Genomic DNA, 24906 nt, shown 5'->3' on the forward strand with positions numbered 1-24906 from the left:
AGTGTAACCTTTATTCATGATGGCCCGGAGGGGCAGCTCATTAGGGCTATACCCGACCAATTTAAGATTATCAAGGTGAATGCATGCAGTAATGAAGGTAGCTTATTAGCTACGTATGAAGCAGCAAAAGAAATTACTGGCGACATCTACTTTGTGGAGGATGATTACCTGCATTTGCCTGCATCCATTAAGTTAATAGCACTTGCGCTTCCCAGCCTGGGATTGGTTACGGGTTATGACCATGAAGATCGTTATGTGCGGGATGACGATCTGAGTTTTGGCAAAGAAATGATTATTTTTGATAAGGCTAGTAACCGCCATTGGCGCACTGCGGAATCTACTACTTGCACCTTTGCTATCAGTGAGGCTATGCGGCCAAAAGTGGAGCCATTTGCAAGAAAGTTTATGTTGCTGGATCGGAAGCTATTTAGAAAGCTATACAAAAAGAAAATACGGCTTTGGTCGCCGGTGCCAGGATTAACAACACATGTTGATACTGCCTTAGCCCCAGGCTTTGACTGGTCAGCTTTTAATGACCAACTGACGAAGGCTCGATCACCATCAGTTTAGCTCTTAGCATCACTCAAAATATGGCTAAGGAATTGCTTCAGGCGCTCAATGCTAGGCATTTTTGTGAGTAAAGACTGCGATTGAAAAGACTCCATTTTTTCTTTACTTGAAAAGATATCGGAAAAATCCCGAAAGTTATTCTTAAAGTGGGGTAGCAAATTTAAGAAAGCATCTGGATTGAAATCAGCTCGAATATTTTCATCAGCCCAAGTGATTGGCAGGCATCCAGAGTGAAACGCCTCTGGAATTTTCTCGGTGTAATAGCCTGGATACAAGCCATTTTCAGGACACAGGTTATAAGAAAAATCATTCAGAATATCTCGCTTAAGAAAGCCACTGGAATGATGGTTTTTAATATCCTTGTTAAAAAAAGCACCAAAGCCCTGGGTTGGTGCGATCTTCCCTAGCGCCGAGAATAGTGTGCCTCTAGGCTCCCTCAGATGAGACGATAGTAGGGCACAGGATCCACCCCGCTGTAGAAAGCGATCTCCCAGCGGCAACATTAAGGTCGATATTTTGAGAAGCTCGCCGTATCTTGGGTTGGTATTCCCCGTTACCCCCTCATGAGACCAATCCAACATTTCCATCCAGTAGGGGAGTCTGAAATGATTGATTGACTGAACGCCTAAATCAAAAGAGATGGCGTAATCAGCTGGGAGGTAGTCATGCCTCTCATTTTCTTGCGTATGAAAAAGTGTCAAGGCTTGGTTTTTTCTTTTGCTCTTGGTGGACTCTATGGCTTTGTCAACCAGAGGTCGTAGAGGCTTTGGGCACCAGCGATGGACTTTATTATTTTTATCTGCAAAGGGTCCGATGATCAATAGCTCTGCTGCTTCAGGTTTTACCCATTCTATTGGGTACCCCATGCTGTTAATGACATGGGGTAGTAAGCTCGATTGGTAGTCGTGAGGTACGCCATTCGTGGCGATCTTAATAGATTTCATTTAATCAATTTAATGAGATATTGATTTAGTCTTCATATTCAACAAGCACCCATGGTAATTTTCTTGTGAATGCGCTTTTCAGTTTTTTCTTAGCAAGATGGTAGTACAAAGGCTTATCCATTTTCCCATTTAAAACATTTTCTACGAAATGGAGAAATGAAGTATCAATAGAATGAATTTCATTGGCATCCTCAACCAATTTAGTCCAATCGTAAATATTATGGGTAGCTGGGAAAATTTCGATAACTTTTAAATTGGTTGGGTTATCAATTTTCAATGGGTATGTATTGTTTCCAGACTCCGTTCTACAGACCAGCATGTATGGATCATTCTGGGGATTGAGTTTTTTAAATAACTCTTCAGAAAGCGGCCCAGCTGGGGCAGAAGACTTGCTCCAGCGATATTCAAAGGGCACTTCATATTCTTCATAGAATGATTCATCGAATCGTTTGATATCAATATTGTTGATACCAACTGTTTGATAAGTCGCATTGAGAAAATTTGCTAATTGCCTTGCTTCACGACCACTTGTTACGACAGTTGGAAAAACGTTTTTCGAGCTTTGCAACATCCAGGAAATGGAATGAAAGTATTGCGGTAGACAAGCTAGGTGATAGCGTGTATCTGGGTTTCCTTCAGCAATAGTGCGAATCAGGCCTAGACAGATTAAGTTGTCACCCAATCCAAAATGCGCCTCTATTAAGACGACATTTTTTTTTCGGGGAGTAAATAAATTTTTTAGAGCCCGCTTGATATTAGATTGGTGAAAGGCGTTAAAGATTGCCATGATGATTCTTTTTAAATAGGGAGGGTAAGTAGATTTTAAAGAAGTACGGCAAGCTTACCTTGAAGAAGTAAGGTTTCGCTCTTTCCCACTTCTCAAAGCTAATAAAGTCATATTGTTTGGATAGGTCTTTTGCCTTTTTAGGGCTCAAGAAAGCAACATGATTAAGCAGTGTATTGCCCAGCCGCCACCATGGTCTGTCTGAAAAGCTAATCTCATTAGCATGATGATGGGAGATATATGTGCCCAAAGTTTCATATTCACTAAAACTATTTGGAGCATGAAAGTCAATCTGACTCAAAATAGCGTCAACCCAGGGTAGTTTAAATTTCTCTTCTAAAGTTGAGCAAAATTCATTCAACCATGCAACCTTAATAGGGAAGCACTGCGCAATAAAGGAGAAGGAAACAATTTTTATCAAGCCTGTAAGCTTCAAAATCGTGTCGAAATAGGGGCTGTGATTTTCGCTACTCTTGTAATAGATGAGTTTTCCATCGACGCTAATAAACTCTAATTTTTTAATTGGGGCCGTATCTGCATCCCATATCAACACAATCGAATCAGCATTGTTATCTTTAATGGCAAGTAACTTAATAAATTGTTGTAGATACCAGCCAAATTGACTTTTTTTATCATCCGGAAGTAGTTTTAATAATTGATCTCGAAATTGTTCTGTATAACGAGACTCGCCGATTACTTGAAATTGCTGCGGCGACTTTTTTACAAATTCTGAGATTTCATGGTCAGGGACGATGACGTGATACTCATTGGCCAAAATATTCTGAATCATGAAGCCCGAAGTGATTTCCCATGCCTCAATATCTTTTAGGCAGCAAACTGAAATCAGCTTGTTAATTGAGGTGGGTTTATAAGGCATAATTTGAATGATAAACCTTAATGTTTAGGTAATTAACTATGATTTTAGTAACTGGCGGTGCGGGTTTTATTGGGGGCAATTTCGTCTTGGATTGGCTGGCTAATCCAGGTGCCGAGGGCATTGTAAATCTTGATAAATTAACTTACGCTGGTAATCTTGCTACCCTGGAACCATTAAAGGATGATGCTCGCCATATATTTATCCGCGGCGATATTGGCGACAAGGAGCTAGTCACTAAATTATTAAAAGAACATAAACCGCATGCGATTGTGAATTTTGCGGCAGAGAGTCATGTGGATCGATCTATTCATGGGCCTGCAGATTTCGTTGAGACAAATATTGTTGGTACATTTAATTTATTAGAGTGCGCGCGTGAATTTTGGAATACTCTCGAAGGAAAAGCCAAGGAAGAGTTTCGTTTCCATCATGTATCAACTGATGAAGTGTATGGTTCACTTTCTTTGACTGAGCCTGCTTTTACGGAAAAAAATCCTTACGAACCTAATAGTCCTTACTCTGCTTCTAAGGCGGCCTCAGACCATCTGGTGCGGGCTTGGTTTCATACCTATGGTTTCCCAGTGGTAACTACAAACTGCTCTAATAACTATGGCCCTTATCACTTCCCGGAAAAATTAATTCCGTTAGTGATTTTGAATGCCCTCAATAGCAAGCCATTGCCAATTTATGGTGATGGTCAACAGATTCGGGATTGGCTCTATGTGGGCGACCACTGCTCGGCAATTCGTGAAGTATTGGCTAAAGGTAAATTGGGCGAGACCTACAACATTGGTGGGTGGAATGAAAAAGCCAATATTGATGTTGTGAAAACCATCTGCGCTATTTTGGATGAGCTTAAGCCTCGTGCTGACGGTAGGAGCTATACAGAGCAAATCACTTACGTGAAAGACCGCCCAGGTCACGATCGTCGCTACGCCATTGATGCCAGCAAGGTAGAGCGTGATCTTGGCTGGCGTCCAGCAGAAACCTTTGATACGGGTATTCTCAAGACGGTACAGTGGTATTTAGATAACCCCGCCTGGATTGACGGGGTGGTTAGCGGCTCCTATCGCGACTGGGTTGAGAAGCAATATAGCTAATATGAGAATTCTTGTTTTTGGCAAAGATGGACAGCTGGGCAAAGCCTTCAAGACTTTACTGAACGAAGAGATCCCCATCTTTTCTGAAAAACCAGGCATCCAATTTGTGGGTCGATCTGAGTGCGATCTCGCAAATTCAGCGAATCTTCTTCATTTGCTTGAAAGTTATCAGCCAAATCTGATTATTAATGCCTCTGCCTATACGGCAGTAGATAAGGCTGAGTCTGAATCTGACCTTGCATGTGCAATTAATGCAAGGGCGCCTGAGCTGATGGCGCAGTTTGCTGCTAGTAATAATGCCTGTCTTTTGCATTACTCAACGGATTATGTATTTGATGGTGAGAAGTATGGCTTTTATTTAGAGGATGATTTACGTAATCCCCTTGGAGTCTATGGCAAAAGTAAGGCTGCAGGCGAAGAGGCTATCGCAAAAATATTTGCGACTTCTACTCAAGGGCAATACGCCATTTTTAGAACCAGCTGGGTCTACGGCGATGGTGCAAACTTCATTCGCACAATTTTGCGTTTAGCGAAAGAACGAGATCAGCTCAATATTATTGCGGATCAGTATGGGGCGCCTACAAGTGCTGAGTGGCTGGCCAAAGCGAGCTTGAGTCTGGTCTTGAATGAGTGTGGCGAGATTAAAGCATTTCGATCAGGTATTTATCATGCCGTACCCTCTGGAGAGACCACTTGGCATGGTTTAGCCTCTTATGTTGTCAATGCTGCCCTTGAGGCTGGCGTTCAATTGACGGTGCGCCCAGATGGGGTTCGGGCAATTTCAACAGATGAATACCCTTTGCCGGCTCCTCGCCCGATGAATTCAAGGATGTCCACCGATAAGCTCAAGACTGCTTTGGCAGCATCAGATACTTATAATGAGTCTATCCAGTTCCCAGGCTTTATAGGCTGGGAGCTAATGGTTCATGATTACATTCGCAAGCTTGCTTCTGGTGGGCTTATTTAGGCGTTCTGAAACAACAGTGGGGCTGTATGACAACTAATCGTAAGGGAATTATTTTGGCTGGTGGGTCTGGAACTCGTCTGTACCCAGTCACTCAAGCGGTTTCCAAGCAATTGATGCCGGTGTATGACAAGCCCATGGTGTATTACCCACTCAGCACTTTGATGCTGGCGGGCATTCGGGACATATTATTAATATCTACACCTCATGACACGCCGCGCTTTACAGAGTTGCTTGGCGATGGTTCACAATGGGGTCTCAATATTGAGTATTGTGTGCAGCCATCACCAGATGGTTTGGCGCAGGCATTTACTCTAGGTAAAAACTTTGTTGGTAATAATCCTAGCGCATTAGTGTTAGGCGACAATATTTTTTATGGTCACGAGCTCGTTGATCAACTTAATAGTGCGGATGAACGAAAATCTGGCGCAACCGTGTTTGCTTATCACGTGAATGATCCAGAGCGTTATGGCGTAGTCGAGTTTGATAAAGACTATAAAGCCCTTTCTATTGAAGAAAAGCCATTAAGCCCAAGAAGCAACTATGCGGTAACAGGCCTATATTTTTACGATAATCAAGTTTGCGATATAGCTGCTTCTATTAAGCCAAGCGCCAGAGGCGAGCTCGAGATTACTGATGTGAATCGTGCCTACTTGGATAAGAATGAACTCAGTGTTGAAATCATGGGCCGAGGTTTTGCTTGGCTCGATACCGGTACTCATGATTCATTGTTAGATGCAGCGGGCTTTATTGCAACTTTGCAAAAGCGCCAAGGCCTAATGGTGGCTTGTCCCGAAGAGATTGCTTATCGCCAAGGTTGGATCAGTGCTGAAACAGTGCAAAAGGTAGCCGCTCAATTGAGCAAAAATAGCTACGGCCAGTATTTGGGCAAGATTTTAAAAGAGCTTAATAGCTCTGCTCAGCCGATCTCCTTAACTACAAAGAAGTCGAACTAATGAGTGTGCCATCTAAGCTAAAAGTAACGCCTACAGCAATTCATGGTCTGCTCGTTATAGAGCCTCAGGTGTTTGGGGATGAGCGTGGTTGGTTTATGGAGTCATTCAATGCGCAAGACTTTGCCAATGCAACTGGTCTTGATGTCGAGTTTGTTCAAGATAATCATTCCTTTTCTCGTCAATGGACTTTACGTGGTCTGCATTATCAATTAGAAAAGACCCAAGGTAAATTGGTGCGTGTAGTTTCTGGAAGTGTATTTGATGTAGTGGTAGATATTCGTAAAGACTCCCCCACTTACGGCAAGTGGGTTGGAGTCGAATTAAGTGCTCAAAATCATAAGCAGCTTTGGATTCCTCCGCAGTTGGCGCATGGATTTCTGGTGCTTTCTGAAACTGCTGAATTTCTCTATAAAACCACGGATTACTACCACCCACAAAGCGAGGCTTGCCTTGCTTGGAACGATCCGTTTATTGGTATCGAATGGCCCTTGCCGGCCGGCATCTCTCCCAATATGAATGCCAAAGATACTGCGGGTCTGATTTGGGACCTTGCACCCAAGTTTTAGAGTGCCGAAAGGGGTTTTCTATAAAAAATAAGATAATCCCCTTATGAGCAATACATTGGTACAGTCAGCTAACCCCAAGATCTTATTGGTCAAACTATCCTCATTAGGGGATGTATTGCATAACCTGCCAATTGTTTGGGATCTGCGGGCACGTTTGCCTAATGCTCAGATTGATTGGGTGGTTGAGGTGGGGTATATTCACTTACTGACACCACTTCTTTCTAGGGATGGTTTTCAAGGTATTGATCGCATTATTCCTTTTGGTTTGCGTCGCTGGAAAAAGAATCTTCTCAAGCTGTCTACCTGGAAAGAGTTTTTTGCATTTAAGAAAGCGCTCCAGCAAGTTTCCTATGATGTCATTATTGAAACTCAAGGCTTACTTAAGTCAGCTATTGTTTGCACATTAGCTAATAAGAATCCTAGTACAGTGATTGCGGGATTGGCTAATGCAACCGAGTTTTCTGGTTATGAGCCGATCGCGAGATCTTTTTATAGTCAGTCAGTTCAAGTTCCTACACAATGCCATGCAGTGGATCGCTCGCGCTGGGTGATGTGCTCGGCATTGGATTGGCCGCTACTTGAGCGTACGAGCGTCCCACAGTTTTATCCCAATCAATATATTCAATCATTGCCCGCTCCTACGCAGGCTCTTGCTCAGCAATTAATGGCACCTTATGTGCTCTGTTTTCACTCCACTGCACGTGAAGCAAAGCGCTGGCCTAATAGCCATTGGATTGCTCTAGGTCAGGAACTCTCTAGCCACGGCTATCAAGTGGTTTTGCCTTGGGGTAATTTAGCTGAGCGTGCAGTGAGTGAAGCAATTGCCTCGCAAATTCCAAATGCCTTGGTGCCGCCAGCATTTTCGATTGAAGATGCTTTTGCTGTGATTGCTGGCGCTGCTTTGACGATCGGAGTGGATACGGGCCTAACGCACTTAGCGGCAGTCCTAAATAAACCTACTGTTGAGATTTATTGTGATTCCCCGCTATGGAAAACAGAAGGATATTGGTCTAGCAATATTCGTAATGTGGGGGATATTCAAAAACCTCCAACAGTAGCCGAGGTTCGGCAGGCCGCCACTGAATTACTGCACTAGTTTTTGTTGGCTTGAGTTTAGCGTAGCAGCGTATTGATCGCGAGTAAGTCTTCATCAGTTAAAGCGGCTGCATGCGCCTTTAACTTAATCGCGTTCAGAATCGTGCTGTAGCGTGCTTGTTGCAATAAAGACCGCGTATTGATTAAAGAGTCTAGGGCAATCAATACATCAATATTGATTAAGGTGCCTACTTGAAAGCCAAGCTTACTGGATTCAAGGGCAGATGATGATGAGCGCTCTGCAGCTTCATAAGCCTTAACACTCGCTAAGCCACCATAAAAACCAGTAAAAGCTGCACGTGTATTTTGAGCTGCTGTGCGTCGATAGTTATCGTAGTTAGCTTTCGCAGCATCGACTAAAGCAGCGTTTTGACGAATGACCGAGCTGTTGTATCCGCCTGATACTAGTGGAATGGTCATTTGTAGAGCAACCGTATTGTTGTATACATTAGTATTTGCTGGCGTATAGCTATTGGGCGTGCCGTTTGAAGTGTTGTAACCGGACGTGCCAACAAAATTAATGGTGGGGTAATTTAACGCCTGTGCGCCGCGATAGGTGCTTTCTGCAAGGCTGACAGAGAGTTGGCCAGCTAAAACATTAAAGTTCGATGCTTCTGCTTGTCTAATCCAGTCATCCAAGGTTTGACCAGGTGGCAAATGGGGATTCACGCTCTCTGCAATTGGGTTACCTTTTTCATCTTTTGATTTACTGCGAGGGTCTTTGAGTACCCCTTCAATCTTAGCGTCTTTAATTAATGGCTTTAACGCGCCAACGGGCCTGCCAACAATCTGCTCCAATACACCACGTTTTACGATAAGGTCAGCTTGAGCAGCAATTTCTTGGGAGATGGCTAAATCCATAGCTGCTTGAGCAGTGTTGACATCCACAATGGTTGCTAACCCTGCATCAAACTTGGCTTGAGCTACCTCGAGTTGTTGCTTGATTAAATCTTTTTTATTCTTATACAGTGCCACGTTATCTTGACTTGTCAGCGCATCAAAGTAGGCTTGAGACACTCGCAAGATGAGGTCTTGTTGTGCCAAGAAGAAGCGCATATCTGCAAGCTTGGTATTGAGATCCCCTTGTTTAAATAACTCAATTGCACCCACATTAAATACGGGCTGCGTTAAGGTGACCGTATAACTTTTTTGATCGAATACTCGAGAGTTGCCTGCGTTATTCGAAACCAAAGTGCTGCCAGCACCATGTTGGTAGTAACGTGTGCCACCTGGCGTCGCATTGGCTTGTGGCATTAGCAATGAAAATCCTTGCCAGTACAACTCTTTACTTGCTTGGTAATTAAAGCGTGCTGCAGTTAAGACTGGATCACTAAAAGCGGCCTCTTGATAAAGCTGAATCAAATCATTTAATTGCCCCTGATTATCGCTCGCTCTGTTTCCATTTAAATTGGATGGAGCTGAGGCAGATGGTAATGCGGGCTTAGTGGGTGGTGGCGCTATTTGGGGTGGCTGCTCGAGGCCAATAAGGGTGGAGGCACTCATTGGAGTCGGTAGCGCTGGCCTTGCAGCTGCGTTCGGGCTCTGTGCCATCGCATTGTCATACCAAGCATTCCAGCCCATTGCTTGACTTAGGATCAAACCAAGGGCGGTAAGTCTAGAAAGTCTAAAGCGGCTTAGGGTCATGTAATTCAGGTAATTTCAATGTGCCATGCAGTTTAAGGCCAAATTATTCAAAATGCTTATTTAGGCACTATTTTGCCAAAACCTCTCGATTAGCCCTGTATGCCTATAAAATTTGGCTTATGGATCTAATTTTGTTACTAAAAGCAGTCATTCTAGGAGTTGTGGAGGGATTAACGGAGTTTTTGCCGATCTCCAGTACAGGGCACCTCATTTTGGTTGGTGACTTACTGGACTTTAATGATGAACGCGGCAAAGCCTTCGAAGTCATCATTCAGTTTGGCGCCATTTTGGCTGTATGTTGGGAGTTTCGAGAAAAGCTTCTCAAAGTTGTTGCTTCTTTTTCCGAAAGCGCTCAGTCTCGCCGTTTTGTGCTCAATTTACTGATTGCTTCTATCCCGGCTATGGGCTTAGCCTTTTTGTTTGGTAAGTACATTAAAGCAGTACTGTTTGCACCCATTCCGGTAGCAAGTGCTTTTATCGTAGGTGCCCTCATTATTTTTTGGGCGGAGGGTCGTCAGAAAAAAATAACCACTACTAGTCACATCAAAACAGTGGATGACTTAAGCCCCCTGGACGCACTCAAGGTTGGCTTGGCACAGTGTGCCGCCTTAATTCCGGGGACATCTCGTTCTGGTGCAACTATTATCGGCGGCATGTTGTTTGGTTTGCCACGTGCAGTAGCAACAGAGTTCTCCTTCTTTTTGGCAATTCCAGTGATTGGTGGTGCGACTGCTTATGAGTTACTAAAGCTCTGGAAGGCACCTGTAGCATTTTCTGGAGAATTCTCCTTAGCGATTGCAGTAGGCTTTGTATCTGCTTTTATCTCTGCTTTCGTGTGTGTCCGCTGGTTGATTCATTATGTAGCGCACCATAATTTCATCCCATTTGCTTGGTATCGCATCGCCTTTGGGTTGCTAGTTTTATTTACCGCATATAGCGGACTCATTGCTTGGTCCCATTAACCTTATTAACTCTCTTAATTAAAGTACAAGATCAAAATGGATGTATCAATAGACGCTATTACCAATAATATTCAGCTGGCGTTAGCCCCGGTATTTTTATTGACCGCGGTTGCTACTTTGATTAACGCGATTTCTGGACGTTTAGCTCGATCAGTGGATCGTATGCGTGCAATTCGACATGCTATTGATCGCGGTGAGGTAACAGATACAGCACTCCTAGCGCATATGAATAAAGAGGCGGATGAGGCTAAAGCCCGAGGCCGTCTTTGTACGGCTGCCATCTTTTTTGATGTGCTCAGCGGGGTATTTATCTCATTAACTGTATTGGAGTTGTTTTTCTTTCAAGCGGGTGCGGTACGATCACTACAAACAACGTATGTGATTTGGACATTTGTGCTGGGCCTCGTTTTTTTCATGACCTCTTTATCCATCGTATTGACTGAAGTGGTCTATGCCTATCGATCAGCCGGCTGGAATAATCCAAAATAAGTAAAAGACTTATTTCTTTAAAATATTACTTCTATAAAAGTCTAACTATGAACAAAATCCTCATCACCGGCGGCGCAGGCTTTTTAGGCTCCCACTTGACCGAAAAGCTTCTTAAAGAGGGCAATGATGTTTTGGTAGTGGATAACTACTTCACTGGCTCCAAAGAGAACTTGGCCCATTTACTACCTAATCCACGCTTAGAGCTCATGCGTCACGATGTGACTTTTCCGCTTTATGTAGAAACTAATCAAATTTACAACTTAGCTTGCCCCGCTTCTCCTGTGCATTATCAATATGATCCTGTGCAAACTACCAAGACTAGTGTGCATGGCGCTATTAATATGCTGGGATTGGCTAAAAGAACTCGGGCGCGGATCTTGCAAGCTTCTACTAGTGAGGTCTATGGCGACCCCGAAGTGCACCCTCAGCCAGAAGAGTATTGGGGCAAAGTCAATCCCATTGGTATTCGCTCTTGCTATGATGAAGGTAAGCGCTGCGCTGAAACCCTCTTTTTTGACTACAACCGTCAGCACAATTTAGATATTAAGGTCGTACGTATTTTTAATACCTATGGCCCACGTATGCATCCTAACGATGGCCGCGTAGTGAGTAACTTCATTGTGCAAGCGCTGCAAGGTAAAGACATCACCATCTATGGAGACGGTCAGCAAACCAGAAGTTTTTGCTATGTCGACGACTTAATCGATGCTATGGTCAAAATGATGAACTCTGAACAAGGTTTTACTGGGCCAGTCAATATTGGCAACCCAGGCGAGTTCACCATGTTGCAATTGGCTGAGACAGTACTTAAGCTATCTGGTAGTAAATCGAAGATCATTCATCAACCACTACCATCTGATGATCCTAAGCAGCGTCAGCCTAATATCGAATTAGCCAAAGCGAAGCTTGACTGGCAGCCTAAGGTTAATCTTGAAGATGGTCTAAAAGAGACTATTACTTACTTTAAGAAGGTTGTGGGGTAAGTCGTTGAGTAAAGTGGATAGCGCGACTCCAGAAAAACATTTTGATCGTATCCGTTCATTTGTCCTCAGGGCTGGGAGAACAACTGCTGGACAACAGCGAGCTATCGAAGATTTAGGCCCTCAATTTTTAATCTCTTTTAAAGAAGCTCCCCTTGATTTAGTAGGCGCTTTTGGTGGCTCAACTAAACCCAAGATTTTAGAGATTGGTTTTGGTATGGGGGAGACTACTGCCAAGATCGCTGCATTACGCTCAGATGATGATTTCTTGGGAATTGAAGTTCATCCACCGGGGGTTGGTGCTTTACTCAAACTCATTGGCGAAAACCAACTCACTAATATACGAGTCATTCGACATGATGCAGTTGAAGTTCTTGAAAGAATGATTGCCCCCAATAGCTTGGACGGTATTCATATTTATTTTGCAGATCCATGGCATAAGAAGCGCCATCACAAGCGTCGTTTGATTCAAGCTGAGTTTGTTCGTTTATTAGTTTCTCGCTTAAAGCCTGGCGCTTACTTGCATTTAGCAACGGATTGGCACAACTATGCAGAGCAGATGCTTTTGGTATTAAATGCAGAGCCCACTCTTCAAAATACTTCCAATGATTTGGTAAAAATTGAAACTTTCGATGTTTCAGATATTGCTAGAGCAGATGAAGTTCGAAATGAATTTAAGCCTACGCTAGTGCAATTAACCGCTCAGCATGCTGGGTATGTTCAAAGACCTGCCTATCGACCAGTGACCAAGTTTGAAAACCGCGGCATCAAGCTAGGCCACGGCGTATGGGACTTGGTTTACAAGAAAAACGAAGTCAACCAAAAGTAATCCAGTTATTTATAAGCCTAGGCAGACGTATTTCATCTCCAAATACTCGTCCATGCCGTAAACGCTACCCTCGCGACCTAAGCCTGATTGCTTGATGCCACCAAAGGGTGCTACTTCATTAGAGATAAGACCTGTGTTGACGCCTACCATGCCGTACTCTAGGGCTTCAGCAACTTTCCAGATGCGACCAATATCACGGCTGTAGAAATATGAAGCCAAACCAAATTGACTGCTATTAGCAAGCTTGATGACTTCCTCATCGCTCTCGAAGGGGATGATTGGCGCTATAGGGCCAAAGGTTTCTTCGTAGGTTATGAGCATTTGGCTATTTACATTAGATAGTATGGTTGGCTCGTAGAAATTTTTACCCTCAACCGATGGTTTGCCACCAGTCACAAGTTTGGCTCCTTTACTCAACGCATCGGCGACATGTTTTTTGACTTTTTCGAGTGCGGCAGTTTCAATCAAAGGACCTTGAGTAATGCCAGCATGCATACCATTACCCACCTTGATAATTTCAAGTGCTTTTGCAAACTTCTCCACAAAACTATCCTGTACTTTTTTGTGAACATAAAAGCGATTGGCACACACACAAGTTTGACCCGAATTTCTAAATTTAGAAGCCATAGCGCCGGTCACGGCAGCATCGATATCGGCATCTTCAAAAACAATAAAGGGAGCATGACCCCCTAACTCTAGCGCCAGCTTTTTCACCGTCGGGGCACATTGCTCCATGAGAATGCGGCCAACCTCTGTAGAGCCTGTGAATGAGAGGTGGCGAACTGTAGGTGAAGAGCAAAGGGTTTTACCAATTTCAATGGATTGATGGGCATCGGCAGTCACAATATTAATAACACCATTCGGAATGCCGGCACGCTTACCAAGCTCTGCTAGCGCCAATGCAGATAATGGTGTGAGCTCAGCAGGCTTAATCACAATTGTGCAACCAGCAGCCAGCGCTGGAGCAATCTTGCGGGTAATCATTGCAATCGGAAAGTTCCAAGGGGTAATAGCTACACAAACACCGATCGGCTGCTTGAGAACCATCAGTCGCTTATCGCTCCAGGTCGTACTCAGAATAGAGCCTTCAACTCTTTTTGCCTCTTCGGAAAACCACTCCACAAAAGAAGCGCCATAAACAACTTCACCCGCTGCCTCGGTCAGCGGCTTACCTTGTTCAAGCGTCATGAGAGTGGCTAGATCTTGGGTGTTCGCAATAATGAGATCAAACCACTTACGCATAATGGAGGCGCGCTCTTTCGCAAGTTTGTTGCGCCATTCTGGCAATGCCCTCTCTGCAGCGGCAATAGCACTGTCAGCATCTACAGTTTCTAGATTCGCAACGTTAGCAATGATTTCATCGGTAGCAGGGTTGTTGACTATAAAGGTCTTTTTGGAGCTAACCCAGTTGCCATCAATAAAAGCCTCTTCTTTGAATAGGCTTGAATCTTTTAATTGAGTGCGGATATCTATTTTTTGCATGATGTCTAACCTTGGTATGGATGCAAATCATTTTATCCCCTTATAAATAAAAAAGCCTCCGGGCGTGCATGCCTGGAGGCTGGGGGATGGAGAATGTGGATAGCGGTATTAGCCTGCCTGTATCTCAACACTCCGCAGTTTTTGGGCAAGCAGGTCAAGCACACCATTAACGTATTTGTGCCCATCAGTGCCGCCAAAGGTCTTAGCGAGTTCAACCGCCTCATTGATAGCGACCTTGTAAGGTACGGAGAGATCAGCTGCTAGCTCATAAGCGCCAATGAGTAACGCGGCATGTTCAACCGGAGAGAGTTCATTGATAGGGCGATCTAATGCTGGAGTAATGATTGCCTCTAGCTCATCTGTTTTAGTTAAAACGCCATCAAAGATACCTTGGAAGAGATCAAGCTGGCAACGACGAAACGCAGGATCCTCAGATAGCTGTTTAGCGATTGCTGCCCCGTTCGGAATGCTGCCAGCACGGCGCATCACGAGGCTTTGATATACGCCTTGAAGGGCATATTCACGAGCACGGCGTCGCGGCGTTAAAGAGCGCTTAACAGGAGCCTTGGCATCCTTAGCAGCAACCAAGTTTTCTGGATTAGGAATAGATTTGGGCATATATTTGTTTATTCTTGGCTCGAGTTAATTTCGATATCAATGTCCGGCGTCAGCGCTAGCGCTAAATTAGCCATTTCAACTACTGCTTGAGCGCACTCAGCACCTTTGACTTCGACACGTGCAAGTGCCTGTTCATCTGTGTCACAAGTTAATACGCCGTTTGCAATTGGCAAGCCAGAGTCAATCGAGATGCGTGTAATTCCAGCTGCAGATTCGTTGGAGACCAATTCAAAGTGATAGGTTTCACCGCGAATGACTGCGCCAAGCGCAATTAAACCATCGAACTCACCAGTCTCAGCAAGCTTTTGTAGAGCAAATGGAATCTCCAGCGCACCGGGAACGGTAACTAGTTTGATATCTGATTGATGAACGCCCAAGGAGATGAGTTCATTAATACAAGAGTTTGTTAGCGCTACGCAATGATCTTCGTTAAAGCGCGCTTGTACAACGCCAATACGTAGATCTTGACCATTTAAATCAGCTTCTAATACACCTACAAAATCATTGGTGGAATCGGTCATAGTGCTTTTCTAAAGTGAGGATTAAGAGTTGTGAGAATCGCTAGGCTTGAATGGGGTGTAGCCTGTTACTTCAAGCTTGTAACCAGATAGGCTTGGCACCGGACTTGGGTTCGCTAGCAAACGCATTTTGCCAACGCCAATATCTTTCAGAATTTGTGCACCAATACCATAGCTTCTGAAATCCGTTTTACGGGCCAACGGTTTTTGCTCAGCATCCTGAGAGTGGTTTAACTTTTGAAACTGCGCTAGCCAATCACTGTCGCCAGGAGCGGCAATGCCAGAAGCATTTAATAAAACCGCCACACCCGCAGGTGAGGCCGCAATTTTTTGAAGTGCTTGAGCTAGTGGCCAAGAGTGGGTACTGACATTAGAGTCCAAGAAGTCTAAAACAGTCACAGGCTCATGAACACGAACGAGGGTTTCTTGTGCTTCAGATGGCTTGCCATGCACTAATGCAATATGAATACATGAGCTAGGTGTATCGCGATAAATGATGCCTTGAAATTTTCCCCAGGGGGTCACAAATTCTCGGGCACCTTCACGCACTACAATACTTTCATGTTGGCTACGGTATTTGATGAGATCGGCAATGCTGCCAATCTTAAGTTGATGTTCTTTAGCAAACTCAAGTAAATCGGGAAGACGGGCCATGCTGCCATCGTCTTTCATAATTTCGCAAATAACAGATGTTGGTGAGCAACCAGCCATTGCTGCTAGGTCACAACCTGCTTCTGTGTGGCCAGAGCGAATCAATACACCACCAGGTTGCGCCATTAAAGGAAAAATATGACCAGGTTGTACTAAATTACTGGGTTTGGCATTTGGCGCCACTGCAGTTTTGATCGTGAGCGCGCGATCTGCTGCAGAGATACCAGTGGTTACGCCAGTAGCTGCCTCAATTGAGACTGTGAAATTGGTGCCCATCGAGGTGCCGTTGTCTCTCACCATTAGCGGCAGGTTGAGTTGTTGGCAACGCTCGCGAGTCAGCGTGAGGCAAATGAGTCCACGTCCATGCTTGGCCATGAAATTAACTGCTTCTGCAGTGACGTGATCAGCGGCCAGCACCAAATCCCCCTCATTCTCACGATCTTCTTCGTCGACAAGGATCACCATTTTGCCGGTGCTGAGGTCGGCAATGATTTCTTCGGTGGAGGCTAGGGTATTTGGCATAGCCCTCTATTTTAAGCTCAGGAGAGGGCATCCGTGAGGTCTCACAGCAATATCCCGCCTTTCAGACGGCAAGAGCCCAACAAGATGGTTTTATCTGGCCTATGCCCCCTAGAAAATGGTCTGTGACCATTCAGGACCATGAACCCTCAACTAATGGCAGTGCCAGACCAAATGGCTTCATTTTGCTCGAGGTTTTGGTAGCGATGAGCTTGATCATGGGCTCTTGGATGACGGCCACTCATAGCTATCAGAAGTTGGCCCTGATTTTGCTGCAGCAAGAAAAGAAACGATCTCAATTGAGGAGCGAATTAGATGCATATGAAATTGCGAGTGTAAAAAATGACGCTACTCGAGTGTCTGGTCGGAATCACACTTTGCGCATTTCTACTAAACCCGCTATTAAAGGTCAGCGCACATTTAGCAGCCAAACAAATGGAATATGAAAAAACCCAAGCATTCATTTCCGAAGCAGAGCGTGCATTTGAGTTAATGGGTAGAGCTATTCGAATGGCCGGTTATCAAAATATTAAGAATGTTCGAACAATAAGAAAAGCAGATTCATCGCAGTCATTTATTCAAGTAAATAAAAAAGTGGGTTATCAAGGATCGGATTCATTGAGTATTCAGCATGGCTTATCTGATGGTGTAGATTTTGATTGCATCGGCAATGTTCTCAATAAAGAGCGAACTAGAAAAGATTTGGCATTTCAAGGATTCACTGTCGATCGACCAGCCGGTATTGCCAAAGGCAAAAAAGTGGCTGGCGGCTCACTCATTTGCCAGTCACTTGATCGCCAGGGAAGAATCCAAAACACCACTTTGATGAATGGCGTAAATCGTCTGCTTATTGAAGAGGTCGCCGACCTCCAGGCCAATGGCAGCGAGAGTCAAAAGCTTTATAAGTTGAGTTTGCAAATGACAGATGGGGCTTTCATTCAGGTCGATTTAGAAAGAACCTTTGCCACAAGGAACTTGCGATGATTCTGGCTTGGATCGCCTCTTTGTTATTGCTGTGTTCATCTTTAATTACTCACATAGAAAGACTAAGTACATTGCGCATGATTGAGGTAAACACGATAGAGGTAGCTCAGAAACAATTTATTGCCGCCGAAAAAGCAGTACAAGAATGTGCGCAACACATTACTGCACTATCAATATTACAAAGTAACCCGTGTTTCATTAAACCTGCCGGAAACCAGCGCTGGCTTATATCAAGTAAAGAAAAGCCAGGCATTGAGATTGGCGTTCTGGTTGATGAAAAAACCGGCTCAGTTACTCGCATTAATTGGCGTCAAGTATTTGAATAAACAATCCGGTTGCCAATGCGGATCTACCTTGTTGGAGTTGATGGCGGTTGTGTTGATTATCGCCATCACTGTAACGATGAGCACACCTTTGTTGCAAGAGCAAATTGCTGCTCGTGAGATTGATACCATCGCGCGCCGTTTTATTGCCCATGCGCACTTCGCGCGCGGGCAAGCTTTGCATATTGGGCAGCCTGTGCAAATGACTCCAGTCAATGGCGGCACTTGGGAGGCTGGATGGGTAGTGCAAAGTGGGTGTGTTGACAGGCGGGTCAATAACAATTGCCAGGCCAAAAACTGGTTTTCCCAAGCAAATATCGAACCTGTTTACTTTAAGGGTGGAGGCAAGCAATTTACCGACCTACATTCCGGCAGGAGAGGAATTCTATTTAATCCTGCAGGAGCAGCAAAGACAGCGCAAGGTGGGTTTGTAGCCAACCGCTTGATTCTGGGTCATCAGCAGGCGCCTCACCTTGAAAGGCAAATGATTTTGGGTAGTGGCGGGCGATGGAGAATCTGCGATCCCTCCAGAGATGCAAAGCGCTGCCATTGAATGGTTTAATAGACCCTATGTACAGCGCAGTTGACCACCAATGGATGGGCGAGGCTTTAGTCCAAGCTCAAAAAGCCCTTTATCTTTCCAATCCGAACCCGCGGGTGGGATGCGTCATTGTCAAAGATGGTCAAGTCATTGGAAAAGGCTTCACTCAAGCAGTTGGTAAAGCGCACGCAGAAGTGCAGGCGCTGGCAGATGCCAGGGCGCAAGGCAATGATGTCACCGGCTCCACCATTTATGTCACCCTTGAGCCATGTAGTCACACAGGTAGAACACCACCATGTGTTGATGCTCTCATTGCTGCTAAGCCCGCTAAAGTCATCGTGGGTATGTCTGATCCCAATCCTCTTGTCGCTGGTCAAGGCCTAGAAAAATTAAGAGTGGCTGGTATTGAGGTGCAGTGCGGGTTGCTAAAGTCTGAAGCGCAGGCGCTCAATCGTGGATTTATTTCAAGGATGACTCGCGGTTTACCGTGGGTACGCATGAAGATTGCCGCTAGTTTAGATGGCAAGACTGCGTTGCCAGATGGTCAAAGTCAATGGATTACTGGACCACTTGCAAGGGCAGATGGGCATCACTGGCGCGCACAAGCTTGCGCCATTGTGACCGGTGTTGGAACGGTGAAAGAAGACGATCCTAGCCTCAATGTGAGAGAGGTGGAGACCCACAGACAGCCAGTGCGCATCATTATTGATTCCAAATTAGAAACTCCACCAACAGCCAAGATTTTGCAAAACCCAGAGTTATCTGGAGTCATGATTGTGTGCGCTCACTTGGATAGTGCCGAGATGCAATCAAAGGCGAAGTCGTTCGAATTGCGTGGCATCCAGGTGATTGCGATGGCAAATGTATTCGGCAAAGTAGATCTCCCAGCATTATTTTCCTATCTCGCCAAAGAGCGTGAGATGAATGAAATTCATATTGAGGCTGGCTTTAAGCTCAATGGCTCCATGCTCAGAGAAGATTGTGTTGATGAACTTTTACTTTATTACGCCCCATTTTTAATGGGCGAGGGTATTGGCATGGCCAATGTAGGTCTGATGAATTCCTTAAGTAATCGTCAGAACTGGCAGGTCATTGATCAAGCACTTTTTGGCCCTGACCTGCGTTTACGTTTAATTAAGAACTAAAATTACTACATGTTTACAGGAATCATCACCGCAGTCGGCCAGATTAAAAGCGCTCAAGCAAAGGGCGACGGCCTTCATCTCGTTGTAGAGGTGCCAGAGGGTTATTTGGATGACGTTGCCTTGGGTGACAGTATTGCGATCCAAGGTGCTTGTATGACAGCAACTCAGTTAACTGGCAATTCTTTTGCTTTGGATATTTCTCGCGAGTCTCTCAATAAAACAGTAGGCCTAGATAAAGTGGGCCCAGTTAATCTGGAGAAAGCCTTACGTTTAAATGATCGTCTAGGCGGACATTTGGTTAGTGGTCACGTTGATGGTGTTGGCAAAGTAGTCCACTTTTCACAAGTGGCCAATGATGCTTATGGCTCTTGGCTTTTGCAAATTGAGGCACCCAAAGAGCTTGCACCGTTTCTTGCCTACAAGGGCTCTATTGTCGTGAATGGTGTTTCACTCACTGTCAATAAAACAGAAGATAGTGCAAGCGCTTGTGTAGTAGATATCAATATCATCCCTCACACCTTGCAAAATACTACCTTGGGTAAGCTTGTAAAGGGGGATGCAGTTAATCTAGAGATAGATCTGATTGCGCGGTATGTCGCGCGCATGCTTGAGACCCAAGCAAAATAACTATCTGGTTTTTTGATAGCGAGTCGGGTCGCTCACACCAGCCTGTTTAAAGCCTGCTTGTCTTAGGCGGCAAGACTCACATTCACCACAGGCTTCGCCCAAGTCGTTTGCTTGATAGCAAGATACTGTTTGTGAGTAGTCCACACCCATAGTGCTACCCAATTGAATGATTTGCGCCTTGGTAAGGTCAATGATGGGAGCATGAACCCGAAAGCGGTTTGCATCATTGATGGCTTCAACACCAGCCTTGGTGGCAAGGTTGGCCATGTGTTCAAAAGATGCCACGTATTCTGGCCTGCAGTCTGGATACCCCGAGTAGTCAACGGCATTGGCGCCGTAAAAAACATCTAATCCACCGAGAGATTCAGCCCAGCCTAATGCAAGTGACAACAAGATCGTATTGCGTGCGGGCACATAGGTCACTGGAATCTCTTGATCTTTGCCAGGCGTAATAGGCACAGCGATTGAAGAGTCGGTGAGGGCTGAGCCACCAAAACGCGTGAGGTCTAAATTCACTACCTCATGACGTGCAACACCAATTTGTTTGGCGATATGCTTTGCAGCAGCAAGTTCTGAAGAATGGCGTTGCCCATAGCCCACTGAAAGAGCATATGGTGTGTAGCCTAAGTCTTTGGCTAACGCGAGTACGGTCGTAGAGTCTAGGCCGCCAGAAAATAGAATGACAGCTGGAGCGCCCGCTTTACGAGGTGCAAGTGATTCAAATGCAGCTGACAGCTTAGACATGAATATTAAAGGCCTTACTTCGTTCCGGCGATCAATTGCTGTGCATCTTTAGCAGCATCTGTATCTGGATACTTGGCAATAATTTCACTGAAAGTTTTTTTGGCTGCTGCCTTATTGCCACTCTCTAATTGCGCGTTACCTAATGTCACCATCGCAGCGGGTATGCGCGGGTGATTTGGATAACGCTTAACTAAGCTTTGTAATTGATTGATTGCGCCTGTGTAATCTTTATTGGCGTATTTGCTGTTACCACTCCAGTAAAGCGCCAGAGGTAAGTAAGGGCTTTTTGGATACTTGGCTGCAAATGCAGAAAAACCTTCATCTGCCTTTTTCAGATTGCCTGCCTGAAATGCTTTCAATGCATCGTCGTAAGCTTTTTTCTCGCCAGGCTGAACTGTGCCACTTACGCCTTCAATCGTCGCTGTACGGGGCTCAAAATTACCTAAGCGCGTATCGAGATCTTGGTAGTAAGTTTTCTGGCTGGTGTTAATGTCTTCGCCTTGCTTCTCGAGCTCCTCTACTTTGCCACGTAGCTCCGCATTCTCAGTCTTGAGTTTGTCGATTTGTCCTTGCAACTCAAGCTGAGTAGTGGCAAGAGACTTTCGAAGATCCAGAATGGCCTTACGAGCTTCATCGTCGGAAAAAAGGGCCCAAGCACTATTCGATGCACCTAAGCAAATGAGGGCGGCACTTAAACAAAACGCTCGTGAGAGCGTTTGTTTTACTGAGTGAGAAAGCATCATCATTAGTTGGTGATGTAAACAATATCAGCGCGGCGATTTTGTGCCCATGCTGCTTCGTTATCGCCTTCCGCTTTTGGTTTTTCTTTACCAAAGCTTACTGCTTCCATTTGATCGTCAGACACACCCATCAGGTTTAATGATTTACGTACTGCATCTGAACGACGTTGGCCTAGTGCCAAGTTGTATTCGGCTGTGCCACGTTCATCAGTGTTACCTTGAATAATGACTTTTTGTTTTGGATTGGCTTTTAAGTAGCTTGCGTGTGCAGACAACATTTTTTGATATTTAGTCTGAACGGTGTATTCATCAAAGCCAAAGTAAACGCTCTTGTCAAAAAGAGGGCTATTAGGATCGTTCCATGGCTGTGAGCCGAATTTTCCACTGCCACCACTTCCATTGGCGCCGTCAACATCATCTAGCTTTACGCTAGAGCATGCTGCCATGAGAAAAGCGGCAGCGCCGACGATGGCCAATGTCGCTGCACGACGTGCGATAGAAATCTTCATGAATTTTCCTTTTTCCTACAAGCTGAATGACAAATTAACTAATAAAGCCGCTCCAAAGGAGCTGATAGTTAATATTATGCCCCCAAGAACATCAAAAGTGACTATTTAAGCCCTGAAAAAGGGTTTGCTTGAGTTTGGTGCGCTTTGTCTCTTCTCATCAGTCCATAAATGGACCCCAGGATGGCTGACGTACATCAGACCCTGGAATGCTGAGCACCTGTTTGGAGTTTCCATCTACCGAAACAGCGGCTAGGACTCGCTTGCCACCCACTTTGGTGGAGTAGAGAACATAGCGGCCATTGGCGGCAAAGGATGGGGATTCATCGCTACTGCCGTCGGTAAGGGCTTGAGCGTCACCTGTAGCCAAATTCAGAATATAGAGACGATATGCGCCGCCAATGTTGGCAATGTAAGCCAAATACTTTCCGTCTGGTGAGATGCGAGGTGAGGTGACAAATCCTTGTTTGAATGTCACGCGTTTGACGCCTTCAGCTTGTTCGCCATCAGCACTCATGCGATAAATTTGTGGGTTACCACCGCGATCACTTGTGAAGTAGATATAGCGACCATCAGCTGAATACTGTGGTTCAGTATCAATTGTGTTACCACGAGTTAAGCGATGTAAACCAGTTCCGTCCGCATTGATGCCATAAATCTGTGTGTTGCCATCTTTAGATAATGAGATCGCCAATTTTTTGCCATCCGGTGACCAAGCTGGTGCGCTGTTATTTCCCTTTTGATTGGAAAGAGAAATACGACGACCAGTTGCAAGCTCATGAACGTAAATCACAGGCTTACGATCTTCGAAAGAAACGTAGGCTACTTTTTTACCATCAGGAGACCACGATGGGGAGATGATGGGTTCGCCACTATTCATTGCATTGCGAATATTTTGACCATCAGCATCTGAAATGACTAAGCGATAGCGCTTGCCATCCTTGATGACATAAGAAAGGCGGGTAGAAAACACGCCACGCTCGCCTAGTAATTTAAAGATGATGTCATCAGCAATCTTATGTGCCGCAGAACGTAAATTGTCTGCGCTGGAATTCAGGTTTAGCCCACCAAGACTTAAGCTCTTACGAACATCAAATAACTTATAGTGGATTTCAAATTGTGCGTTACCGGTTTGCACTACAGAGCCCACTACCAATGCGTCGGCGCCACGTGCTGCCCAAGATTTGTAATTAGGTGTACCTTCATCGCTTTCAACGGCATTGCCGTTTTCAGTATTTTTAAAGTAACCACTGCGGGCTAAATCTTGACGAATGATTTCAGTAACGCTAGTTGGTAATTTGTTCTCATCTTTAAAGCGCATCACTGCAATTGGATAAAGCGATTGACCAACACCAGTGATTTCAATATTCATTTGCGCGAATACGGGTGTTGCAATGCTGAGTAGCAATGCGACGATTGCCATTTTGTAAGACATTACTCTGGATTTCAATTGAATCGCCAAATGCAGCATGCTTTAGTCCTTGGGTTTAAAGATCAGTTTTACTTCGCGTTGCGGAATTTTGCCATTGTCGTCTTTTGGCAGACTCTCTGCACGTGAAAGAGCGAGTAATACAGCCCGATCCCAGCCGGCATTGCCGCTAGATGACTGAATGCTGGTGCTCAAAATCGCACCATCCGGAGCGAGCGTTACCAAAATCACTGCTGCAGGATTCCCGCTTACGGATTCTGGGTTAAAGACAATCAATGGCTTCACCTTTTTAATGACTTTATCCGTCCAGCCTGGAGGGGCATTACCACCGCCACCTACGCCGCTACCAACAGTACCGCCACTGCCACCCTCAGCGCCAGCTGCTGCACGTAAACGTGCTAACTGATCAGCGCGCGCTTTTTCTGCAGCAGCATTCGCTTTAGTTTCAGCGGGTGAGAGCGCTTTAGGCGCTTCAGCCTTCTTCGGTTTTTCTGGCTCTTTTTCTTTAGCCTTCTCTTTTGGTGGAGGAGGCTTAGCTACTTTTGGTGTTTCTTTCACTTCTTTTTTAGGAGGCTCTTTTTCTACCTTCTTTTTCTTTATGGCAATGTCAGCAGCTTCTTCTTTCATTTCCGTTTTAAGTTCTGGCTCGGGTGGTGCTTGAACTTGTGGAGTGGAGTCCCAGAGCTCTACTTCTACGCCTGAAGATGTGCTGTTATTCCAGCTGATACCAATCATTAAAAATGCTAGCAAGCCTAGATGCGCTACTAAGGAAAAAGTAAAGGCACGTTTAGTGCTCTCTTGCTTAGTAAAGCGACCTCGCTTGGAGGGCGAGAAGGATGACTGAAAAGTAGGGGTGCTATTCATGGGCGATTAAAACAAGCCTCTAAGCCTTATTGAGTCTTGACCGCAAGGCCGACGCGCTTCACACCATTCTCTTTGAGCTTGGACATCACTTCCATCACTGTTTCATATTTAATGGATTTATCCGCAGCAATCACAATGGGCTGATCTGCAGATTTTTCTGCTTGCGATCTCGCAAAAGCACCAAGTTCAAATTTATTGAGTGTTTGTGTTGGGTCACCATCTTTTTTTACGATGACATTTTCATTTGCATCGATAGTCAAAAAGACAGGTGGTAAAGATTGCACTTTCGCGCCACCAACAGTAGGCAAGTTCACAACCCCAGGATTGACCATAGGTGCGGTGACCATAAAGATCACCAGCAGTACCAACATCACATCGATATACGGAACGACGTTAATGTCGGACATTGCCCGACGTTTGTTTTTGCGCAGGGAAGTACCGGCCATGGTGAATTACTC

At 45.0% G+C, this 24906-nt stretch carries 30 protein-coding genes; 16 read left to right on the forward strand and 14 right to left on the reverse strand.

Features of this window, described 5'->3' with window-relative positions; translation table 11 throughout:
• Window positions 1-75: 75 nt before the first annotated feature.
• Window positions 76-570 carry a hypothetical protein gene (locus PKF022_RS01360; protein ID WP_281776901.1) on the forward strand — a complete coding sequence of 165 codons (495 nt, stop codon included), beginning with the start codon at window positions 76-78 and terminating at the stop codon, window positions 568-570.
• Here PKF022_RS01360 and PKF022_RS01365 read toward each other — a convergent pair.
• Genes PKF022_RS01365 through PKF022_RS01375 form a run of 3 tightly spaced genes read right to left on the reverse strand, consistent with a single transcriptional unit; the run spans window position 567 to window position 3073 of the window.
• Window positions 567-1514 carry a hypothetical protein gene (locus PKF022_RS01365; RefSeq protein ID WP_281776902.1) on the reverse strand — a complete coding sequence of 316 codons (948 nt, stop codon included), beginning with the start codon at window positions 1512-1514 and terminating at the stop codon, window positions 567-569. The two genes, PKF022_RS01360 and PKF022_RS01365, sit on opposite strands and share 4 nt — an antisense overlap.
• 25 nt (window positions 1515-1539) lie before the next feature.
• Window positions 1540-2301 (reverse strand): hypothetical protein, encoded by a 762-nt coding sequence (locus tag PKF022_RS01370; protein ID WP_281776903.1) that lies wholly within the window; start codon window positions 2299-2301, stop codon window positions 1540-1542.
• Window positions 2288-3073 carry a DUF6492 family protein gene (locus PKF022_RS01375; RefSeq protein WP_281776904.1) on the reverse strand — a complete coding sequence of 262 codons (786 nt, stop codon included), beginning with the start codon at window positions 3071-3073 and terminating at the stop codon, window positions 2288-2290. Before PKF022_RS01375 ends, PKF022_RS01370 begins: the two co-directional genes overlap by 14 nt.
• Window positions 3074-3213: 140 nt before the next feature.
• Between PKF022_RS01375 and rfbB the strand changes: the two genes are divergently transcribed.
• From rfbB to waaC, 5 genes are read left to right on the forward strand one after another with little or no spacing between them, the layout of a single operon-like run.
• Window positions 3214-4272: a dTDP-glucose 4,6-dehydratase gene (gene rfbB / locus PKF022_RS01380; protein ID WP_281776905.1), complete on the forward strand. Its 1059-nt coding sequence runs from the start codon at window positions 3214-3216 to the stop codon at window positions 4270-4272.
• A 1-nt stretch (window position 4273) separates the two neighbouring features.
• A complete protein-coding gene (gene rfbD, locus PKF022_RS01385) occupies window positions 4274-5239 on the forward strand; it encodes a dTDP-4-dehydrorhamnose reductase (protein WP_281776906.1) in 966 nt (321 codons plus the stop codon).
• Between the two features lie 26 nt (window positions 5240-5265).
• Window positions 5266-6192, forward strand: a complete 927-nt coding sequence (gene rfbA / locus PKF022_RS01390; protein WP_281776907.1) for a glucose-1-phosphate thymidylyltransferase RfbA — start codon at window positions 5266-5268, stop codon at window positions 6190-6192.
• Window positions 6192-6758 (forward strand): dTDP-4-dehydrorhamnose 3,5-epimerase, encoded by a 567-nt coding sequence (gene rfbC / locus PKF022_RS01395; protein ID WP_281776908.1) that lies wholly within the window; start codon window positions 6192-6194, stop codon window positions 6756-6758. Before rfbA ends, rfbC begins: the two co-directional genes overlap by 1 nt.
• A gap of 43 nt (window positions 6759-6801) precedes the next feature.
• Complete coding sequence (gene waaC, locus PKF022_RS01400) at window positions 6802-7854, forward strand: lipopolysaccharide heptosyltransferase I (protein WP_281776909.1); 1053 nt, start codon at window positions 6802-6804, stop codon at window positions 7852-7854.
• Window positions 7855-7871: 17 nt separating this feature from the next.
• Here the strand turns inward: waaC and PKF022_RS01405 are convergent, their stop codons facing one another.
• Window positions 7872-9497, reverse strand: a complete 1626-nt coding sequence (locus PKF022_RS01405; RefSeq protein WP_281776910.1) for a TolC family protein — start codon at window positions 9495-9497, stop codon at window positions 7872-7874.
• A gap of 119 nt (window positions 9498-9616) precedes the next feature.
• Here PKF022_RS01405 and PKF022_RS01410 point away from each other — a divergent pair, with 119 nt between their 5' ends.
• The 4 genes from PKF022_RS01410 to trmB are packed head-to-tail and all read left to right on the forward strand — an operon-like array spanning window position 9617 to window position 12757.
• A complete protein-coding gene (locus PKF022_RS01410) occupies window positions 9617-10459 on the forward strand; it encodes an undecaprenyl-diphosphate phosphatase (RefSeq protein ID WP_281776911.1) in 843 nt (280 codons plus the stop codon).
• Window positions 10460-10495: 36 nt separating this feature from the next.
• Window positions 10496-10948 (forward strand): DUF2721 domain-containing protein, encoded by a 453-nt coding sequence (locus PKF022_RS01415; RefSeq protein ID WP_281776912.1) that lies wholly within the window; start codon window positions 10496-10498, stop codon window positions 10946-10948.
• A 47-nt stretch (window positions 10949-10995) separates the two neighbouring features.
• On the forward strand, window positions 10996-11931 hold the full coding sequence (locus PKF022_RS01420) for a UDP-glucuronic acid decarboxylase family protein (protein WP_281776913.1): 936 nt from the start codon (window positions 10996-10998) through the stop codon (window positions 11929-11931).
• A gap of 4 nt (window positions 11932-11935) precedes the next feature.
• The gene (gene trmB, locus PKF022_RS01425; protein ID WP_281776914.1) at window positions 11936-12757 is read left to right on the forward strand and encodes a tRNA (guanosine(46)-N7)-methyltransferase TrmB; all 822 of its coding nucleotides are present in this window, start codon (window positions 11936-11938) and stop codon (window positions 12755-12757) included.
• A 9-nt stretch (window positions 12758-12766) separates the two neighbouring features.
• Here the strand turns inward: trmB and PKF022_RS01430 are convergent, their stop codons facing one another.
• From PKF022_RS01430 to ribBA, 4 genes are all read right to left on the reverse strand, one after another.
• The gene (locus PKF022_RS01430) at window positions 12767-14239 is read right to left on the reverse strand and encodes an NAD-dependent succinate-semialdehyde dehydrogenase (RefSeq protein WP_281776915.1); all 1473 of its coding nucleotides are present in this window, start codon (window positions 14237-14239) and stop codon (window positions 12767-12769) included.
• Window positions 14240-14347: 108 nt separating this feature from the next.
• Window positions 14348-14857 carry a transcription antitermination factor NusB gene (gene nusB / locus PKF022_RS01435; protein WP_281776916.1) on the reverse strand — a complete coding sequence of 170 codons (510 nt, stop codon included), beginning with the start codon at window positions 14855-14857 and terminating at the stop codon, window positions 14348-14350.
• An 8-nt stretch (window positions 14858-14865) separates the two neighbouring features.
• Complete coding sequence (ribH, locus tag PKF022_RS01440; RefSeq protein ID WP_281776917.1) at window positions 14866-15378, reverse strand: 6,7-dimethyl-8-ribityllumazine synthase; 513 nt, start codon at window positions 15376-15378, stop codon at window positions 14866-14868.
• Between the two features lie 21 nt (window positions 15379-15399).
• Window positions 15400-16548 (reverse strand): bifunctional 3,4-dihydroxy-2-butanone-4-phosphate synthase/GTP cyclohydrolase II, encoded by a 1149-nt coding sequence (gene ribBA / locus PKF022_RS01445; protein WP_281776918.1) that lies wholly within the window; start codon window positions 16546-16548, stop codon window positions 15400-15402.
• 101 nt (window positions 16549-16649) lie between these two features.
• Here ribBA and PKF022_RS01450 point away from each other — a divergent pair, with 101 nt between their 5' ends.
• From PKF022_RS01450 to PKF022_RS01475, 6 genes are read left to right on the forward strand one after another with little or no spacing between them, the layout of a single operon-like run.
• The gene (locus tag PKF022_RS01450; protein WP_281776919.1) at window positions 16650-16991 is read left to right on the forward strand and encodes a hypothetical protein; all 342 of its coding nucleotides are present in this window, start codon (window positions 16650-16652) and stop codon (window positions 16989-16991) included.
• The gene (locus tag PKF022_RS01455; RefSeq protein ID WP_281776920.1) at window positions 16981-17529 is read left to right on the forward strand and encodes a hypothetical protein; all 549 of its coding nucleotides are present in this window, start codon (window positions 16981-16983) and stop codon (window positions 17527-17529) included. The genes PKF022_RS01450 and PKF022_RS01455 overlap by 11 nt, the downstream gene beginning before the upstream one ends.
• Complete coding sequence (locus tag PKF022_RS01460; protein ID WP_281776921.1) at window positions 17526-17855, forward strand: hypothetical protein; 330 nt, start codon at window positions 17526-17528, stop codon at window positions 17853-17855. The genes PKF022_RS01455 and PKF022_RS01460 overlap by 4 nt, the downstream gene beginning before the upstream one ends.
• Window positions 17803-18405 (forward strand): GspH/FimT family pseudopilin, encoded by a 603-nt coding sequence (locus PKF022_RS01465; protein ID WP_281776922.1) that lies wholly within the window; start codon window positions 17803-17805, stop codon window positions 18403-18405. The genes PKF022_RS01460 and PKF022_RS01465 overlap by 53 nt, the downstream gene beginning before the upstream one ends.
• 17 nt (window positions 18406-18422) lie before the next feature.
• On the forward strand, window positions 18423-19538 hold the full coding sequence (gene ribD / locus PKF022_RS01470) for a bifunctional diaminohydroxyphosphoribosylaminopyrimidine deaminase/5-amino-6-(5-phosphoribosylamino)uracil reductase RibD (protein ID WP_281776923.1): 1116 nt from the start codon (window positions 18423-18425) through the stop codon (window positions 19536-19538).
• A 9-nt stretch (window positions 19539-19547) separates the two neighbouring features.
• Window positions 19548-20165 (forward strand): riboflavin synthase, encoded by a 618-nt coding sequence (locus PKF022_RS01475; RefSeq protein ID WP_281776924.1) that lies wholly within the window; start codon window positions 19548-19550, stop codon window positions 20163-20165.
• Here the strand turns inward: PKF022_RS01475 and queC are convergent, their stop codons facing one another.
• The 6 genes from queC to tolR form a co-directional block, all read right to left on the reverse strand.
• Window positions 20166-20909, reverse strand: coding sequence for a 7-cyano-7-deazaguanine synthase QueC (gene queC / locus PKF022_RS01480; RefSeq protein ID WP_281776925.1), 744 nt, complete (start codon window positions 20907-20909; stop codon window positions 20166-20168).
• 14 nt (window positions 20910-20923) lie between these two features.
• Window positions 20924-21655 (reverse strand): tol-pal system protein YbgF, encoded by a 732-nt coding sequence (ybgF, locus tag PKF022_RS01485; RefSeq protein ID WP_281776926.1) that lies wholly within the window; start codon window positions 21653-21655, stop codon window positions 20924-20926.
• Window positions 21655-22158, reverse strand: a complete 504-nt coding sequence (gene pal, locus PKF022_RS01490) for a peptidoglycan-associated lipoprotein Pal (RefSeq protein ID WP_281776927.1) — start codon at window positions 22156-22158, stop codon at window positions 21655-21657. Before pal ends, ybgF begins: the two co-directional genes overlap by 1 nt.
• Before the next feature lie 157 nt (window positions 22159-22315).
• The gene (gene tolB / locus PKF022_RS01495; protein ID WP_281776928.1) at window positions 22316-23590 is read right to left on the reverse strand and encodes a Tol-Pal system beta propeller repeat protein TolB; all 1275 of its coding nucleotides are present in this window, start codon (window positions 23588-23590) and stop codon (window positions 22316-22318) included.
• A 39-nt stretch (window positions 23591-23629) separates the two neighbouring features.
• The gene (tolA, locus tag PKF022_RS01500) at window positions 23630-24448 is read right to left on the reverse strand and encodes a cell envelope integrity protein TolA (RefSeq protein ID WP_281776929.1); all 819 of its coding nucleotides are present in this window, start codon (window positions 24446-24448) and stop codon (window positions 23630-23632) included.
• 26 nt (window positions 24449-24474) lie between these two features.
• A complete protein-coding gene (tolR, locus tag PKF022_RS01505; protein ID WP_281776930.1) occupies window positions 24475-24894 on the reverse strand; it encodes a protein TolR in 420 nt (139 codons plus the stop codon).
• Window positions 24895-24906 lie beyond the last annotated feature (12 nt).

This window comes from Polynucleobacter sp. KF022 (genome assembly GCF_027924105.1).
GTDB lineage: Bacteria > Pseudomonadota > Gammaproteobacteria > Burkholderiales > Burkholderiaceae > Polynucleobacter.